The organism is Paraburkholderia kururiensis, from assembly GCF_034424375.1.
In the GTDB taxonomy this organism is placed as follows: Bacteria; Pseudomonadota; Gammaproteobacteria; order Burkholderiales; family Burkholderiaceae; genus Paraburkholderia; species Paraburkholderia kururiensis_A.
Map to the genome: position 1 here is coordinate 5,562,723 of NZ_CP139965.1, position 15,543 is coordinate 5,578,265.

Consider the following 15,543-nt stretch of genomic DNA (forward strand, 5'->3'; position numbering starts at 1 on the left):
ATGTTCGCGCTTTGCGTTCCGCTTCGAGTCCGGTGATGTGGGCATGCCGTGTGCGGCGCGCCGGGTGTCCGCTGGTAACGCACGTGTGACGGGCTGTTACATGGCGGCTGCGGTGCACAACACTTGCTTACTTTTTCGCGCGGCACCGTTTGCTAACGTGTCGTGACCGGCAAGCTCGCAGCAGAACATGACGAAGAGGACTACATGGACACGCATCTGATGATTGGCGTCGCGGTGATGATGGGACTGATCGGCCTCGCGGCATCGCGCGACCTGTTACAGGCGCTGCGCACTCAGCTGCGGCCCGCGACCGCGCGGGTGACGGCGGCCGGTACGCGGCGCATGGTTTCTTCACGCCGCGACGTGTGGCGCGGCGATTGAGTGGATTGAGGCGTCGGCCTCAAATTTCGATCACCTTGTCCCAGGCGAAGTGGCGATTCTCGAGCCGGCCCGTGCGCCGGTCCACATAGCCGCGCGGATTGCACACCACGCGGGTGCCGTTCACCGTGTAGTCGAAGGCCGTGTGCGTATGACCGTGTGCCCAGAGCGAGACCGGCGCGCGCACCAGCGACGGCAGGTCGTTCACGAAGCCCGCCGATACCGGGTCGGCTGCATACCGGGCTGCGAGGCTTTGCCGGTGCGGCGCGTGATGCGTCACCACGATCGTCTTGCCTGAAAACGGCTTCGCGATTTCAGCTTCCAGCCATGCGCGGGCCCTGGCGTGCATGGCTAGCGTGTCGGCGGGCGTGAAGTCGCGCGGGCCCGATGCGAGGGTGGTCGCGTCGGCTTTGGCGTCCGCTTTCGCGTCTGCGTTTGTATTCGCGTTCGCGGGCCACGAGACCTGAATCAATCCCCGGAAGTCCAGCATGACCTTGTTCGCCGCTTCGATGGCTTCGCGGCGTACCGCTTCGTCGGTGCCGAAGAGCGCGAAGTCCGTCCACAACGTGGTGCCGAGCACACGCCAGCGCTCGTCGGGGGCCACCAGCACGGCGTTGTTCAGGAAGTGGACGTTTTCCACCGAGCGCGCGGCGTCCTGCATCGCCGCTTCCAGTGCGCCGAACTCGCCGTCGTAGTACTCGTGATTGCCGGGCACGTAGACCACGGGCACCGCGGCATCGAAGGTCTGCGCGGCCCAGCGCAGGCCGAGCGCGTGATTGTGGATGTCGCCCGCGAGAATCACGAGGTCGGCCTCGGCGTGGGCAATGGTGTCCGGCTCGTCGCATTCCAGATGCAGGTCGGACAGCACACGAATCTTCACGACGGCGGCTCCTCGATCGGTTGCTTCAACGGTTGCGCTTGTTGAGTTCATTGCCGTGATTGGCACCGGACGGCGATGCCATTGCGTCTACGATTCTCTACGGTAGACGGGCGCGGCTAGGGATTGAAGCGTACCACCTTGCCCGGATTCATCAGGTTGAGCGGATCGAGCGCGTGCTTGAGCGCGCGCATGAGCCGTACTTCGACTTCGCTTTTGTAGTGCGCGGCGTCGTCCACCTTCAACTGACCGAGGCCGTGCTCGGCGCTGATGCTGCCGTGATGGCGATGCACGCTGTCGTAGACGAGACGGTTGATCGGGCTCTGGTATTGCGCGAGGAACGCCTTCGCATCCACGCCTTCGGGTGCCTGCACGTTGTAGTGCAGATTACCGTCGCCGAGGTGGCCGAACGTCACCATGCGCGCGCCGGGCGCGGCGCCGGCGATGGCGGCGTCCGTTTCCTCGATGAAGGTGCCGATGCGCGAAATGGGCACCGCGATGTCGTGCTTGATGTTGAGCCCTTCTTCCGCCTGCGCGAGCGGAATGTGCTCGCGCAGATTCCAGAACGCCTGCGACTGCGCGAGGCTTTCCGCGACCACCGCGTCTTCCACGAGACCGTCTTGCAGTGCCGTCTCCATCAGACGCTCGAAGAGCCCGCGCGCGTGTTCCTCGCTTTCGCTGTCGGATAGTTCGAGCAGCACGACCTGGGCGTGCCGGCTTTCGAACGGATAGCGCATCGGCGGGAAATGGCGGTTCACGAGTTGCAGGCAAAAGTCGGACATCAGTTCGAAACCCGTGAGGAGCGGGCCTGCGAAGCGTTGGGCGAGCGCGAGGAAGTGGAGCGCCGCGTGCGGCGAGGCAAGCGCGGCAAGTGCCGTTACGCGCGCCGCAGGCAGCGGATGCAGCTTCATGACGGCCGCGGTGATGATGCCGAGCGTGCCTTCGGCACCGATGAAGACGTCGCGCAGGTCGTAGCCCGTATTGTCCTTGCGCAGCCCGCGCAAGCCGCTCCATATCTCGCCTTGCGGCGTCACGACTTCGAGCCCGAGGCACAGTTCACGCGTATTGCCGTAGCGCAGCACGCCGGTGCCGCCGGCGTTCGTCGCGAGATTACCGCCGATCGTGCAGCTGCCTTCGGCCGCGAGCGAAAGCGGAAAGAGGCGACCCGCTTCGCGTGCGCGTGCCTGGATTTCCGCGAGCACGACGCCCGCCTCGACGGTAATCGTGTTGTTGTGCGGATCGACGTCGCGTATGCGATTCAGGCGCTTCACGCTCAGTACAGCCTGCGTGCCGCTCGCGTCGGGCGTGGCACCGCCCGCGAGCCCTGTGTTGCCGCCCTGCGGTACGAGCGCGACACGGTGCTCGACCGCGGTGCGCACGAGCGCCGCCACTTCTTCCGCGTTGGCGGGCGTCAGCACGGCGCAGGCAGCACCCGTGTAGCGGCGGCGCCAGTCGGTGAGGTATGGAGCGGTGTCGTGCGCTTCGGTCAGCACATGCTGCGCGCCGACGATCTCGACGCAGGCGGCAATGAACGACGACGTGGCGGTTTCAGCGGCTTCGGACATGATGAAGTGTGTGCGGTGTTGATCTGCGGTGTGTTGAGCGAAGTATCGCGCGACGTGCAGCGCGAGGTGCATCCGCCAGATGGCTAACCAGGCGATGCGTCCGGCGGCGTCGTGTCAGGGAGCTCGGCTGCGAGGCGGTCCACTTCCTACTGCTGTATAGGCGGCACGCGTCGCGCGGCGCGCTTGAACGGCGCGACATAGGCCAATGCCGAAGCGAAAAAAGCGCCCGCGAGCACCACCTCGATCCAGCCCAGCCGGCTCGACACGCCGCCGTCCGTCATACCGCGCACGACGCCTTCGGCGACATACGGCAGCACGAGCATCGACGCCCATTGCAGCGTGTACAGGTCGCGGCGGATCACGCCGCGCAGCGCGAACAGCAGCGGAGCCGCCTTGAGCACGAGCGCCGAACCGCCGGGGCGCAGCGGCGCGAGCCACAGCTCCCACGCAATGCAGAGCGCGATGAGTCCAACGAGCGTGGCAAGCGAGGCAAGCGCCGCGGCGCGCGATGGCTCGACGCGAGCGCTCGCGGCCTGGGCACTGCCGGCGTCGCGAGAGCCGTTCATGGCCGCTCGTTCAGCATGGACGCCGTGCGAGCAAGCCGTGCGCCCAAGGCGATGGCAAGCGTGCGCTCGTCGGCGGAAATGCCGTTCGCCGCCGCGCCGGCGCGGGCGAAGTGCGAGGCGCCGTAGGGCGTGCCGCCGCTCTGCGTTGTAGTGAGCGCACTTTCGGTATAGGGGATGCCGACGAGCAGCATGCCGTGATGCAGGAGCGGCAGCATCATCGAAAGCAGGGTGGACTCCTGGCCGCCGTGCAGACTGCCGGTCGAGGTGAACACGCATGCGGGCTTGCCGGCGAGCGCGCCGGAAAGCCATTGCGGCGTGGTGCCGTCGAGAAAATATTTGAGCGATGCGGCCATGTTGCCGAAACGCGTGGGCGAGCCGAGCGCGAGCCCGGCGCATTCCTCGAGGTCGCGCAGTTCGGCATAGGGCGGACCAGCGTCGGGAATCTCGGGTTGCGTGGCTTCGCAGACGGTAGATACAGGCGGCACGGTACGCACGCGCGCCTGAACACCAGGCACACTGTCGACGCCTTGCGCGATTGCGAGTGCGAGTTCGCGGGTTGCGCCGTGCCGGCTGTAATAGAGCACAAGGATGTCTTTCATAGGCCTCGTCGGTGAACAGGTATTATAGGGTTTGGGTCCGCTGCGCATGCCGCGCGCGGCGCACACTTCGATTGAGGCGGGCGATGGATTGGTTGTCGAAAGTGCGTGTGGATCTGGATCTCGTGCGGCGGCTCGCGCGCTTTGCTGCCCGGCGCAGCGCTGAAGACCGCATTCCCCAGGTGGCGGGCAGCCTGACCTTCACGACGCTGCTTTCGCTCGTGCCGCTCGCCACCGTCGCGTTCGCACTCTTCACGGCGTTTCCGATTTTCGCCCAGTTCCAGATGTCGCTGCAGGGGTTCCTCGCCGATCATCTGATGCCCTCGCAGATCAACGACCAGATCTTCCGCTATCTGAACCAGTTCGCGTCGAAGGCCAAGGGTCTCACGACGATGGGCATGATCGTACTGTTCGTCACGTCGGTCATGACCATGATGACCATCGAATCGGCATTCAACGTGATCTGGCGCGTGCGCAAGCCGCGGCCGTTCGCGCAGCGCGTGCTGGTCTACTGGGCCGTGCTCACGCTGGGGCCGATCCTCGTGGGCGTGAGCCTCTCCATCTCGTCGTATCTGTTCACCAAGTCGCTTGCGTTCGCGGCGGGCCAGAGCGGCTCCGGCGTGATCGAATGGCTCCTGACCGGCGCCATGCTGCCGCTGATGGTGCTCGCCTTCACCATGCTGTACGTCTATCTGCCGAACTGCCGCGTGGAGTGGCGCGACGCCGTGGTGGGCGGCGTGTGCGCGGCCGTCGCGTTCGAACTGGCCAAGCGGGGCTTCGGATATTACGTGCGGCGCATTCCCACCTACACGGCGGTGTATGGCGCCTTCGCCGCGGCGCCGATGTTTCTCCTGTGGATGTATCTGAGCTGGTTCATCACGCTGGCGGGCGCGATGATCGCATCCGCCTTGCCCGAAATACGCATCGGACAATTCCACCGACCGCAGTTTCCCGGCAGCGATCTGCTGGACGGGCTGCAACTGCTCGGCCGTCTTGCCGAAGCGCGCGACGCCGGCCGCCCCGGTCATACGTTGCCCGAGCTCGCACGCATGCTGCGCCGGGACATGGAAACCACCTCGCGGCTGTTGCAGCGTTTCGAAGAGCTCGAATGGGTGGCACGACTCGAACAGGGAGGGGCCGAACCGCGGTTCCTGTTGCTCGCCAATCCGGGCCAGATTTCCGTGGCGCGGCTGTTCGGCCTCTTCGTGATCAACCGCGACGAGCTCGAGTATCAGCTCAAGCTGCGTTCCAGTCGCGTGGACGCGGCCATGCTGCTTGCCGCGCTCGATAACGAAAAGCTTTCCCTTTCACTCGCCTCCCTCATGGCCGCGCGCGAGGCGCGTGCGGTTTTCGCCGAAAGCGATGAGCGTCGCCCGTCGGCCATGCCGCACCGGACGGCGGTGTGACCTTCCCTACAACGGCAGCTTGCCGCGGCAGATGTCCGCGAACATCACCCAGTCGCCCATCAGGCTATAGATGGGATGCCTGAAAGTGGCGGGACGATTCTTCTCGAAGAAGAAATGCCCGACCCACGCGAACCCGTACCCGCACACGACCGCCGCCGGCAACCAGGGCCAGTGGCCGGTGGCGATCGCCATGGCCACGCAGCCGATCACGCCCAGCGAACCCACGAAGTGCAGCCGCCGCGATACCGGGTTGCGATGCTCGCCGAGATAGAACGGATAGAACTGGGCGAAGTTCGCGAAGTGTTCGTTTTCGTGGTGCGTGGTGCGTTCCATGATCGCCTCCTTGCCGTCGCTGTGGCGTTCGTGATTGCGTTCGAACGATTGTGCTGCTGTCGTACCCCGCCGCGCAACCCGGCCATCCGGCCGATGCCGCGATGCGCGCGCAACCGCTATCGTGGTGCCTGTGACGGACGTGTGGACTCAGACAGTCGGGGTGCCGGGGCGCGATGCGAAGGCGAACAGGGCGTCGAGCGTCGCGTCAGGCTGCTCGGCCATGATGGCGTGCCCCGCGTCGAGGGTGTCGGTGTCCACGGTGACACCGGCTTGCGCGAAGGCCTCGGCCAGTGCGCGCGCAGCACGCGGCGGCGTCATGACGTCGTGCCGGCCAACGACGATCCGCACCGGGCAACGCACGGCTGCGGCGCGCGCGAGGCCGTCGGTGTACGCGTTGCAGGCGGCGAAATCGGTGTGGAAGAGCTCAGGCTCCCCGCGTGCCGCGACGCGTTCCATGAGCCGCTGGTTCATGCCGTGCAGCCAGAAGCCAGGACCTGGGTTCGACGGTTTGGCCGCGATCGTTGCGTGCGACCACGCGTTGACCATGGCGATCGCCTCGGGCTCGCGCTCGCGGGCGGCATCGAGCAGAGCAGGCGAGACGGCCATCGGCAAGGCGGTGGCGAGCATGGCGAGATGCGTGGTGCGCGCCGGATAGCGAGCGGCGAAGTCAAGGGCAATCAGCGAACCCATGCTGTGGCCCGCTACGAAGGCGCGCTGCACGCCGGCCGCGTCGAGCAGTGCGCCAAGCCAGTCCGCCATCGCGGGAATGTCGCGCAAGGCGGGGCCGGCGCTGCGACTGTGGCCGGGCAGGTCGACCGCGAGCACGCTGAAGCCGTGGTGAGCGAAGTAGCGCGATTGCAGTGCCCACACGCTGTGGTCGTGCTCGGCCCCGTGGATGAATACGGCAGTCGGCAGCGCCGGATCGAACGGCTTGCCGCCCGTATAGACATAGGCGGGCAAACCTCGCACGTTGAGGATCATGACGCCTCCTTGCCCGTCTGGGCCGGGTTGGCGGCGGACCCGGAAGCCGGGGCGGGACGGGCGCTTGCTTTGGGCGCGGCGTTTTTCTGCGCGGCTTTCAGCGCGCGCTTGAGATCGTCGATCAGGTCGTCCGGATCTTCCAGACCGATGGAGAGCCGGATGGTGCCTTCCGCGATGCCTGCTGCGGCGAGGGCGGCGGCATCCATGCGGAAATGTGTCGTGGAGGCGGGATGGATGACGAGCGAACGGGCGTCGCCCACGTTGGCGAGATGCGAGAACAGGCTAAGGGCTTCGATGAAACGTCGCCCGGCGGCACGATCGCCGCGCAGGTTGAAGCTGAATACGGCGCCCGCTCCGCGCGGCAGCAGACGTTGGGCCAGCGCGTAGTCGCGGTGCGTTTCGAGCTCGGGATACGCCACCGATTCCACCGCCTCGTGCGCGACGAGGAACTGCACCACCTTGCGCGTGTTCGCGACGTGCCGGTCCATGCGCAGAGGCAGCGTTTCCACGCCCTGGAGCAGTTGCCATGCGGCCTGCGGATGCAGGCAGGCGCCGAAGTCGCGTAAACCCTCGCGACGCGCGCGCAGCAGAAACGGCGCAACGGTGCTTTCCTCGGCGAACACCATGCCGTGGAAGCCTTCATAGGGCTCGGTCAGCTCCGGGAAACGGCCCGAGGCCTCGAAGTCGAAAGTACCGCCGTCCACCAGTACGCCGCCGATCGTCGTACCGTGCCCGCCCAGGAACTTGGTGGCGGAGTGGTAGACGAGGTCGGCACCGTGCTCGAAAGGGCGCAACAGGTAGGGCGTGGTGAACGTGGAATCGACGAGAAGCGGCACACGGTGTTCGTGGGCGATCTGCGCGACGGCGGCGATGTCGAGCACGTCGAGCCCGGGGTTGCCGAGCGTTTCGCCGAACAGCAGCCGCGTCTGCGGGCGCAGCGCCGCGCGCCAGGCATCGGGATCGTGCGGCGGAACGAACGTGGTTTCGATGCCGAATCGCCGCAGCGTGTAGTGGAGAAGGTTATGCGAGCCGCCGTAGAGGGCGCTGGAGGCCACGATGTGCGAACCCGCACCCATCAGCGTAGCGATGGCGAGGTGCAGCGCCGCCTGGCCGCTCGCTGTACCGATTGCGCCGACGCCGTTTTCGAGCGCAGCGATGCGTTCTTCGAAGACGGCAACGGTCGGGTTCGAGATGCGCGAGTAGACGTGGCCCGCGCGTTCCATGTTGAACAACGCTGCGGCGTGGTCGGTGTCGCGGAACGAAAACGAGGTCGTCTGGTAGATCGGCGTCGCGCGGGCGCCCGTGGCGGGATCCGGGGCCGCGCCGGCATGCAGCGCGAGCGTGTCGAAACGGTTGGCGGACATGTCGATGGGGCCGGGCCGGTACGGCCGGAACCGTGTGAGGTAAGGAGTGAGCGATCGTAACATCGGGCCGCACGGCATCAAGTGCCGTTTTCCCGCAAGCACGTCGACGGGCATGCTGGTGCCGTTGCGCACCACGGTCGTTGCCGGTATTTCCCTCGCTGATGAATGCCGTTGTGCGTGGAATGGCCGCTTTCCTTTTGCCGACCTTTCCGCTAGCATCAAAAATCAGTCTGCATTGTTTATGCTCATTCGGCATTTGCCCGCATTACCGTGTCATGGGCTGGCAGTCGTCCGGTTTTTGCGCCGTATGCTCGCGTGCCGTATGTCCGGATAAGTCCGCATAACCAGCCGCATTTGTGAAATTGCATTTACCCGTATCGCCAGGAGACAACCATGCGAGTCAGCGACATTCTGAAGGTCAAGGGCAACACCCTCTTTACCGTGACGCCCGACACGCCGCTGCACGCCGCAGTCAACACCATGGCCGAGCACGACATCGGGTCGCTCGTCGTGATGGAATATGGCGATCTGGTCGGCATGCTGACCTTTCGTGAAATCATTCTGACGCTGCGCGAAAACGGCGGTAGCCTGGGTTCGGCGACCATCCGCAAGGTAATGGACGACCACCCCGTCACATGCACGCCGGAAACCGACGTCAACGAAGTGCGACGCATGATGCTCGAGCATCACGTCCGTTACCTGCCGGTCATGGACAGCCGCACGCTGATGGGCGTGATCTCGTTCTACGACGTGGCAAAGGCCGTAGTGGAAGAGCAGAGCTTCGAAAACCGCATGCTGAAGGCATATATTCGCGACTGGCCCGAGGAAGAGGGCGAGCAGCCCACGCGGCAGTAAGCGTCGGCCGGTGATGGCGCGGCCGTTTGTGCGGCGCTTGTGCCCGCACTGCAGGCCGGTAAGCCATGCGGCATGAGTTCGCGATCGCCGGCGCGGCTCCAAAACCCGACGGCACCGCGGTCACCGCATCGAGAGAAAGAACGCGCGCAGCAGGCGCGCGTTTCTTTGTCGGCCGCGCCGTCACGTTAGCCTCGACACCGACGTTCATTGAACGGACATCGCCCGCCCCGGGCTCCCACCTGCCTCACCCATGAGCGACCACCCCTTACCTGCCGCACGCCGCGCCCGTCGCGACGGCGAGGCCCACGAATCGCAGTTCCGGCTGCTGCGCGAGCGCCGTTTTGCGCCGTTCTTCTGGACGCAGTTTCTCGGCGCCATGAACGACAACGTCTTCAAGATCGGCTTCACGTCGCTGGTCACGTATCAGACGGCGCGCTTTTCCGGCGTCGATCCGAAAACCGCGCCGTTCCTGATTTCGGCCATCTTCATCCTGCCTTTCGTGCTACTGTCGGCGACCTCGGGCCAGATCGCCGACAAGTATGACAAGGCGATGCTCACGCGTTTCGTGAAGACCTTCGAGATTGCGGTAATGCTCGTCGGCGGCGCGGGGTTCTGGCTGCACAGCGCGGTGCTGCTCTACGCGTGCACGTTCCTGATGGGCGTGCATTCCACGGTGTTCGGTCCGGTCAAATACGCCTATCTGCCGCAGCACCTCACGAATGCTGAACTCGTGGGCGGTAACGGCATGGTGGAGATGGGCACGTTCGTCGCGATCCTCGTCGGCACGATTGCGGGGGGCGCCGCCGCGGGACTGCCGGGCAACGGTGCGGCCGTGCTGGCGTGTCTGTGCGTGTCGGTTGCGCTCATCGGACGGTTTGCCTCGGCATTCGTGCCGCCGTCCACGCCGTCGCAGCCTGAACTGCGGATCAACTGGAATCCCGTCAGCGAGACCCGGCGCAACCTCAAGCTGGCCCGCGGCAACCGCATGGTGTTCCTGAGCCTGCTCGGCATTTCGTGGTTGTGGTTCGTGGGCGCGACGTTCCTCGCGTCCTTCTTCAACTTCGCGAAAGACGTGCTCTCTGCGAGTCCCGACGTCGTCACCGTACTGCTCGCCACGTTCTCGGTCGGCATCGGCACGGGCTCGCTGCTATGCGAGCGGCTTTCGAAGCGCCGCATCGAGATCGGGCTGGTGCCGCTCGGCTCCATCGGCATCAGCGTGTTCGCCGTCGACCTCTACTTCGCGAGCCACGCGCTGCCGGTGGCCGGCCATCTGCTCGCGGTCGGCGAATTCCTTCGCATGCCGGCGCACTGGCGCATCCTCGCCGACCTGTATCTGCTCGCGATGTTCGGCGGCTTCTACAGCGTGCCGCTCTACGCGCTGATCCAGAGCCGCAGTGTGCCCAGCCACCGCGCGCGCATCATTGCGGCGAACAACATCCTGAACGCGCTGTTCATGATCGTCTCGGCGCTGATGGCGATGGCCTTGACCTCCGCCGGCATCGGCATCCCGGGGCTCTATCTCGTCACGGCGCTGCTCAACGTGGCGGTGGCCGCCTACATCTATCTGCTCGTGCCGGAGTTTTTGCTGCGCTTCGTCGCGTGGCTGCTCGTGCATACGGTCTATCGGATCCGGCTGGTGCACACGGAGCGCATTCCAGCCGAAGGGCCGGCCGTGCTGGTCTGCAATCACGTGAGCTATGTCGATGCAATCGTCATCATGGCCGAGAGCCCGCGCCCCATCCGCTTCGTGATGGACCACCGGATCTTTCGCGCGCCGCTGGCCGGTTGGCTGTTCCGCCACGCGAAAGCGATTCCGATTGCGCCCGCGCACGAGGACGCAAAGTTACTCGCCGCCGCCTACGGGCAAAGCGCCAACGCGCTCGCCGAGGGCGAACTGGTCTGCATCTTTCCGGAAGGCAAGCTCACACGGACAGGCGAGATCAACGCGTTTCGTCACGGCGTGATGGAGATCATCGGCCGCACGCCGGTGCCCGTGATTCCGATGGCGCTGCGCGGCCTGTGGGGCAGCGTCTTCTCGCGCGACGAAAGTGCACATCTGCCGCGGCCGCTGCGGCGTGGTGCGATCAGCCGGCTCACGCTGGCGGTGGGCGAGCCGCTCGACCCCGCCGGCGTCACGCCGGAAGGGCTCGAAGAGATCGTCACGGCCTTGCGGGGCGCCCGGCGCTGAGCGCGCGGGCTGGCATAATAGCGGCTTCCCCGTTTTACTTTGGACGACGCTCATGTCCGGCAACACGCTCGGTACGCTCTTTACCGTCACGACCTTCGGCGAATCGCACGGCCCGGCCATCGGCTGCGTGATCGACGGCTGCCCGCCCGGCATGGCGCTCGCTACCGAAGACATCCAGCTCGAACTGGATCGCCGCAAGCCCGGCACGTCGCGCCACGTGACGCAGCGTCAGGAAGAAGACAAGGTCGAGATTCTCTCGGGCGTCTTTGAGGGCATGACGACCGGCGCGCCCATCGCGCTCCTCATTCGCAACACCGACCAGCGCAGCAAGGACTACGGCAACATCGCCGAGACCTTCCGCCCTGGCCACGCGGACTATACCTACTGGCAGAAATACGGCATTCGCGACTATCGCGGCGGTGGCCGGTCGTCGGCGCGGCTCACGGCGCCGACGGTTGCAGCCGGCGCCGTGGCGAAGAAGTGGCTGCGCGAGAAGTTCGGCGTGGAGGTGCGGGGCTACATGAGCGCGCTGGGTGAGATCGATGTGCCGTTCATCGACTGGTCGCACGTGCGCGAGAATCCGTTCTTCGTGCCGAATGCCGACATCGTGCCGCAACTCGAGGCCTACATGGACGCGCTGCGCAAGGACGGCGACTCGATCGGCGCGCGCATCAACGTGGTGGCGTCGGGTGTGCCGGTTGGTTGGGGCGAACCGCTCTTCGACCGGCTCGACGCCGACATCGCGCACGCGATGATGGGCATCAACGCGGTGAAGGGCGTCGAGATCGGCGCGGGCTTCGCGAGTGTCGCGCAACGCGGCTCGGTGCACGGCGACGAACTCACGCCGAACGGCTTCGTCGGCAATCACGCGGGCGGCGTGCTGGGCGGCATTTCGACGGGGCAGGACATCACCGTCTCGATCGCGATCAAGCCGACTTCGAGCATCCGCACGCCGCGCCGCTCCATCGATAAGGCAGGGCAGCCCGCGACGGTGGAGACCTTCGGTCGCCACGATCCCTGCGTCGGCATTCGTGCCACGCCGATCGCCGAAGCGATGCTCGCGCTCGTGCTGATCGATCATGCCTTGCGGCATCGCGCCCAGTGCGGCGACGTGGTGACCACGACGCCGAAGATCGCAGCCGGAACGCCCTGACGTTTTAAGACCGTATGCCGCTGTAAGAAAAAACGCCGCTCGAAAGCGGCGTTTTTTGCATCGACAGCAGTAGCAGAAAGACCGTTGCGCCCGCGTGCCAACGGCCCGAGTCCTCACATATTCGGATAGTTCGGCCCACCGCCGCCTTCCGGCGTGACCCACACGATGTTCTGCGTGGGGTCCTTGATATCGCAGGTCTTGCAGTGCACGCAGTTCTGCGCGTTGATGACGAGCCGGTCGTTGCCGTCGTCGTTCTTCACGAATTCGTAGACCGCAGCGGGGCAGTAGCGTCCCTCGGGGCCCGCATAGGTGCGCAGGTTCACGTTCACGGGCACGCCCGGGTCTTTCAGCGTGAGGTGCGCCGGCTGGTTTTCCTCGTGGTTCGTGTTCGAGATGAACACTGAAGAAAGCCGATCGAAAGTGAGCTTGCCGTCGTGCTTCGGATACTCGATCGGCTTGCACTGCGACGCGGGCTTGAGCATCTCGTGGTCCCAGTGCTGGTGATGCAGCGTCCAGGGCACGTTGCCGCCGAAGAGCTTCTGCTCGATGCCCACCATCAGCGTGCCCAGGTACAGGCCCTTGCTCATCCACTGCTTGAAGTTGCGCGCGCGGTGCAGTTCCGTGTACAGCCACGAGGTCTTGAACGATTCGGGGTAGGCGGTCAGTTCGTCGGCGGTGCGGCCGGCCTGCACGGCGTCGAACGCGGCGTCCGCAGCCAGCATGCCGGTCTTGATCGCCGCGTGCGAGCCCTTGATGCGCGAGGCGTTGAGAAAGCCCGCGTCGTCGCCCACCAGCGCGCCGCCCGGAAACACGAGCTTCGGCAGCGACATGAGGCCGCCTGCCGTGATGGCGCGCGCGCCGTACGAGACGCGCTTGCCGCCTTCCAGGAACCTGCGGATTTCGGGGTGCGTCTTGTAGCGCTGGAATTCCTCGAACGGGGAGAGGTACGGGTTCGAATAGCCGAGCCCGACCACGAAGCCCACCATCACCTGGTTGTTGTCGATGTGATAGAGGAACGAGCCGCCGTAGGTCTGCGGGTCGAGCGGCCAGCCGGCGGAGTGAATGACGAGGCCCGGCTGATGCCTGGCAGGATCGATCTCCCAGAGTTCCTTGATGCCGATGCCGTACACCTGCGGGTCGCTGTCGCGGTTCAGCCTGAACTTCTCGTTGAGCTGGCGGCCCAGGTGCCCGCGCGCGCCTTCGCAGAAGAGCGTGTACTTCGCGTGTAACTCCATGCCGGGCTGGAAGTTCTCGGTGGGCTGGCCGTCCTTGCCGATGCCCATGTTGCCCGTGGCCACGCCTTTCACCGAGCCGTCATCGTTGTAGAGCACCTCGGCGGCGGGAAAGCCCGGGAAGATTTCGACGCCCGCGGCTTCGGCCTGCTGGCCGAGCCAGCGCGTGACGTTCGCGAGGCTCACCACGTAGTTGCCTTCGTTTTTGAAGTTGTCCGGCAGCGCCCAGTGCGGCACGGCGCGCGCGCCTGTTTCGGTGAGAAACAGGAAGCGGTCTTCGGTGACGGGCACGTCGAGCGGCGCACCTTTTTCCTTCCAGTCGGGGACCAGTTCGTTGATGGCGCGCGGGTCCATGACCGCGCCCGAGAGAATGTGCGCGCCGATTTCGGAGCCTTTTTCGAGCACGCACACGCCGAGTTCGACGCCTTTTTCCGCAGCCCGCTGCTTCAGACGGATGGCGGCCGAAAGACCGGCCGGGCCGCCGCCGACGATCACGACGTCGTACTCCATCGATTCGCGTGGACCGTACTGCTCAATGAGACTTGCGGGGGTCATCGAAGCTCCTCTTGCCGTTAGAATGCTTTTTTCGGGAACGTATTGTCCGGTAACGCCTGGCACCCCGCAACCCGAAGAGCGCAGATTAGCACGGTCGTTCTATTCTTTGTGCTACCGTATTGACGCGCGTTCGGCCATGCCGCAACGTGCCGTCCACTCAACGCTCAACACCTACAAGGAACGACAATGGGCCGTTCGATCAATCTGGAAGGCAAGGTCGCGCTGATCACCGGCGCATCGAGCGGACTGGGCAAGCGCTTTGCCCAGGTACTCTCGCAGGCAGGCGCAAAAGTCGTGCTGGCCAGCCGCCGCGTAGAGCGCCTCAAGGAACTGCGCGCCGAAATCGAGGCGTCGGGCGGTGCCGCGCACGTCGTGTCGCTCGACGTGACGGACTACCAGAGCATCAAATCCGCCGTCGCCCACGCCGAGACCGAGGCGGGCACCATCGACATTCTCGTCAACAACTCGGGCGTTTCCACGACGCAGCGCCTCGCCGACGTCACGCCCGCCGACTTCGAATACGTGTTCGATACGAATACGCGCGGCGCCTTCTTCGTCGCGCAGGAAGTGGCCAAACGGATGATGATGCGCGGCAACGGCGCGCATAAGCCGGCGTACCGCATCATCAACATTGCGTCCGTGGCGGGCCTGCGCGTGCTGCCGCAGATCGGGCTCTACTCCATGAGCAAGGCGGCGGTGGTCCATATGACCAAGGCGATGGCCCAGGAATGGGGGCGTCATGGCATCAACGTCAATGCCATCTGCCCAGGCTATATCGATACGGAGATCAACCACCATCACTGGTCGACCGAACAGGGGCAGAAGTTGATCTCGATGCTGCCGCGCCATCGCGTGGGCAAGCCCGAGGACCTCGACGGCCTCTTGTTGCTGCTCGCGGCCGATGAATCGAATTTCATCAACGGCTCGGTCATTACGGCAGACGACGGTTTCGGGCTGGCGTAGAGGCCGGCGTGAAGCATCCCCGGAAATAACAGGAAGAGAAGTGCGATGAGCGAGCAGGCGTATCACCCCGTCTTCGAAATGTCGATGCCCATTCGCTGGGGCGACATGGACGCGTTCGGCCACGTCAACAACACGGTCTACTTTCGGTACATGGAGCAGGCGCGGATTTCGTGGTTCGAGCATCTCGGCATTGCCGGCGGCAACGGCGAGGGGCAGGGACCGGTGATCGTCAATGCATCGATGGAATTCTTGCGGCAGCTTCACTATCCGGGCGACATCGTGTGCCGGATGACGGTTGGCCAGCCCGGCCGCAGCAGCTTCGACACAGGCTTCGAGCTGCGCCGCGCAGACGATCCCGACACCGTCTATGCACGCGGCAACGCACGCTGCGTGTGGATCGATTACGCGGCGGGCAAGTCGGTGCCGATGCCTGACCTGTTGCGAGCCACGATCGAGCGGGCGGAACTCGTCAAGGCGCGTTGAGCGCATCGACGCGATCTCGACCCGGCATCAAGCCAGCATATCGACCAG

General features: G+C 65.3%; 15 protein-coding genes. 7 read left to right on the forward strand and 8 right to left on the reverse strand.

Annotated features, from left to right (window positions below):
- Nucleotides 1–162 precede the first annotated feature (162 nt).
- Nucleotides 163–381 carry a hypothetical protein gene (locus tag U0042_RS24920; RefSeq protein WP_114815318.1) on the forward strand — a complete coding sequence of 73 codons (219 nt, stop codon included), beginning with the start codon at nucleotides 163–165 and terminating at the stop codon, nucleotides 379–381.
- A 19-nt stretch (nucleotides 382–400) separates the two neighbouring features.
- Here U0042_RS24920 and U0042_RS24925 read toward each other — a convergent pair whose 3' ends face one another.
- The 4 genes from U0042_RS24925 to wrbA all read right to left on the reverse strand — a co-directional run bounded on the left by U0042_RS24925 (nucleotide 401) and on the right by wrbA (nucleotide 3,985).
- Complete coding sequence (locus U0042_RS24925; RefSeq protein ID WP_114815317.1) at nucleotides 401–1,258, reverse strand: metallophosphoesterase; 858 nt, start codon at nucleotides 1,256–1,258, stop codon at nucleotides 401–403.
- A gap of 116 nt (nucleotides 1,259–1,374) precedes the next feature.
- Nucleotides 1,375–2,820, reverse strand: coding sequence for an FAD-binding oxidoreductase (locus tag U0042_RS24930; protein WP_114815326.1), 1,446 nt, complete (start codon nucleotides 2,818–2,820; stop codon nucleotides 1,375–1,377).
- A 146-nt stretch (nucleotides 2,821–2,966) separates the two neighbouring features.
- On the reverse strand, nucleotides 2,967–3,386 hold the full coding sequence (locus tag U0042_RS24935) for a DUF2069 domain-containing protein (protein WP_114815316.1): 420 nt from the start codon (nucleotides 3,384–3,386) through the stop codon (nucleotides 2,967–2,969).
- Complete coding sequence (wrbA, locus tag U0042_RS24940) at nucleotides 3,383–3,985, reverse strand: NAD(P)H:quinone oxidoreductase (protein ID WP_114815315.1); 603 nt, start codon at nucleotides 3,983–3,985, stop codon at nucleotides 3,383–3,385. The genes U0042_RS24935 and wrbA overlap by 4 nt, the downstream gene beginning before the upstream one ends.
- Nucleotides 3,986–4,068: 83 nt before the next feature.
- Here wrbA and U0042_RS24945 point away from each other — a divergent pair, with 83 nt between their 5' ends.
- Nucleotides 4,069–5,388, forward strand: coding sequence for a YihY family inner membrane protein (locus tag U0042_RS24945; RefSeq protein ID WP_198665449.1), 1,320 nt, complete (start codon nucleotides 4,069–4,071; stop codon nucleotides 5,386–5,388).
- Between the two features lie 6 nt (nucleotides 5,389–5,394).
- On the opposite strand, the gene U0042_RS24950 is transcribed toward U0042_RS24945, so the two are convergent.
- The 3 genes from U0042_RS24950 to U0042_RS24960 all read right to left on the reverse strand — a co-directional run bounded on the left by U0042_RS24950 (nucleotide 5,395) and on the right by U0042_RS24960 (nucleotide 8,066).
- The gene (locus U0042_RS24950) at nucleotides 5,395–5,721 is read right to left on the reverse strand and encodes an Mpo1-like protein (RefSeq protein ID WP_114815314.1); all 327 of its coding nucleotides are present in this window, start codon (nucleotides 5,719–5,721) and stop codon (nucleotides 5,395–5,397) included.
- Nucleotides 5,722–5,868: 147 nt separating this feature from the next.
- Nucleotides 5,869–6,702 (reverse strand): alpha/beta fold hydrolase, encoded by an 834-nt coding sequence (locus U0042_RS24955; protein WP_114815313.1) that lies wholly within the window; start codon nucleotides 6,700–6,702, stop codon nucleotides 5,869–5,871.
- Nucleotides 6,699–8,066: an O-acetylhomoserine aminocarboxypropyltransferase gene (locus U0042_RS24960; protein WP_114815312.1), complete on the reverse strand. Its 1,368-nt coding sequence runs from the start codon at nucleotides 8,064–8,066 to the stop codon at nucleotides 6,699–6,701. Before U0042_RS24960 ends, U0042_RS24955 begins: the two co-directional genes overlap by 4 nt.
- 393 nt (nucleotides 8,067–8,459) lie before the next feature.
- Between U0042_RS24960 and U0042_RS24965 the strand changes: the two genes are divergently transcribed.
- The 3 genes from U0042_RS24965 to aroC all read left to right on the forward strand — a co-directional run bounded on the left by U0042_RS24965 (nucleotide 8,460) and on the right by aroC (nucleotide 12,262).
- Complete coding sequence (locus U0042_RS24965; RefSeq protein ID WP_114815311.1) at nucleotides 8,460–8,921, forward strand: CBS domain-containing protein; 462 nt, start codon at nucleotides 8,460–8,462, stop codon at nucleotides 8,919–8,921.
- A gap of 250 nt (nucleotides 8,922–9,171) precedes the next feature.
- Nucleotides 9,172–11,109, forward strand: a complete 1,938-nt coding sequence (locus U0042_RS24970) for an MFS transporter (RefSeq protein ID WP_114815310.1) — start codon at nucleotides 9,172–9,174, stop codon at nucleotides 11,107–11,109.
- Nucleotides 11,110–11,161: 52 nt separating this feature from the next.
- Entirely contained in the window at nucleotides 11,162–12,262 is a 1,101-nt protein-coding gene (gene aroC, locus U0042_RS24975; RefSeq protein WP_114815309.1) for a chorismate synthase, read from the forward strand.
- Nucleotides 12,263–12,375: 113 nt separating this feature from the next.
- On the opposite strand, the gene U0042_RS24980 is transcribed toward aroC, so the two are convergent.
- Complete coding sequence (locus U0042_RS24980; protein WP_327205000.1) at nucleotides 12,376–14,049, reverse strand: electron transfer flavoprotein-ubiquinone oxidoreductase; 1,674 nt, start codon at nucleotides 14,047–14,049, stop codon at nucleotides 12,376–12,378.
- 186 nt (nucleotides 14,050–14,235) lie between these two features.
- On the opposite strand from U0042_RS24980, the gene U0042_RS24985 reads away from it, so the two are divergent.
- Nucleotides 14,236–15,012 (forward strand): SDR family oxidoreductase, encoded by a 777-nt coding sequence (locus U0042_RS24985; protein ID WP_017777767.1) that lies wholly within the window; start codon nucleotides 14,236–14,238, stop codon nucleotides 15,010–15,012.
- A 45-nt stretch (nucleotides 15,013–15,057) separates the two neighbouring features.
- Nucleotides 15,058–15,495, forward strand: a complete 438-nt coding sequence (locus U0042_RS24990) for an acyl-CoA thioesterase (protein ID WP_114815438.1) — start codon at nucleotides 15,058–15,060, stop codon at nucleotides 15,493–15,495.
- Nucleotides 15,496–15,543 lie beyond the last annotated feature (48 nt).

Excerpts from the sequence above, each read along its gene's own strand:
- U0042_RS24985 (WP_017777767.1), top strand. The coding sequence starts at position 14,236 with ATGGGCCGTTCGATCAATCTGGAAGGCAAGGTCGCGCTGATCACCGGC.
- U0042_RS24980 (WP_327205000.1), bottom strand. The coding sequence starts at position 14,049 with ATGACCCCCGCAAGTCTCATTGAGCAGTACGGTCCACGCGAATCGATG.
- U0042_RS24950 (WP_114815314.1), bottom strand. The coding sequence starts at position 5,721 with ATGGAACGCACCACGCACCACGAAAACGAACACTTCGCGAACTTCGCC.
- U0042_RS24970 (WP_114815310.1), top strand. The coding sequence starts at position 9,172 with ATGAGCGACCACCCCTTACCTGCCGCACGCCGCGCCCGTCGCGACGGC.
- wrbA (WP_114815315.1), bottom strand. The coding sequence starts at position 3,985 with ATGAAAGACATCCTTGTGCTCTATTACAGCCGGCACGGCGCAACCCGC.
- U0042_RS24930 (WP_114815326.1), bottom strand. The coding sequence starts at position 2,820 with ATGTCCGAAGCCGCTGAAACCGCCACGTCGTCGTTCATTGCCGCCTGC.
- aroC (WP_114815309.1), top strand. The coding sequence starts at position 11,162 with ATGTCCGGCAACACGCTCGGTACGCTCTTTACCGTCACGACCTTCGGC.
- U0042_RS24965 (WP_114815311.1), top strand. The coding sequence starts at position 8,460 with ATGCGAGTCAGCGACATTCTGAAGGTCAAGGGCAACACCCTCTTTACC.
- U0042_RS24955 (WP_114815313.1), bottom strand. The coding sequence starts at position 6,702 with ATGATCCTCAACGTGCGAGGTTTGCCCGCCTATGTCTATACGGGCGGC.
- U0042_RS24935 (WP_114815316.1), bottom strand. The coding sequence starts at position 3,386 with ATGAACGGCTCTCGCGACGCCGGCAGTGCCCAGGCCGCGAGCGCTCGC.
- U0042_RS24960 (WP_114815312.1), bottom strand. The coding sequence starts at position 8,066 with ATGTCCGCCAACCGTTTCGACACGCTCGCGCTGCATGCCGGCGCGGCC.
- U0042_RS24945 (WP_198665449.1), top strand. The coding sequence starts at position 4,069 with ATGGATTGGTTGTCGAAAGTGCGTGTGGATCTGGATCTCGTGCGGCGG.
- U0042_RS24990 (WP_114815438.1), top strand. The coding sequence starts at position 15,058 with ATGAGCGAGCAGGCGTATCACCCCGTCTTCGAAATGTCGATGCCCATT.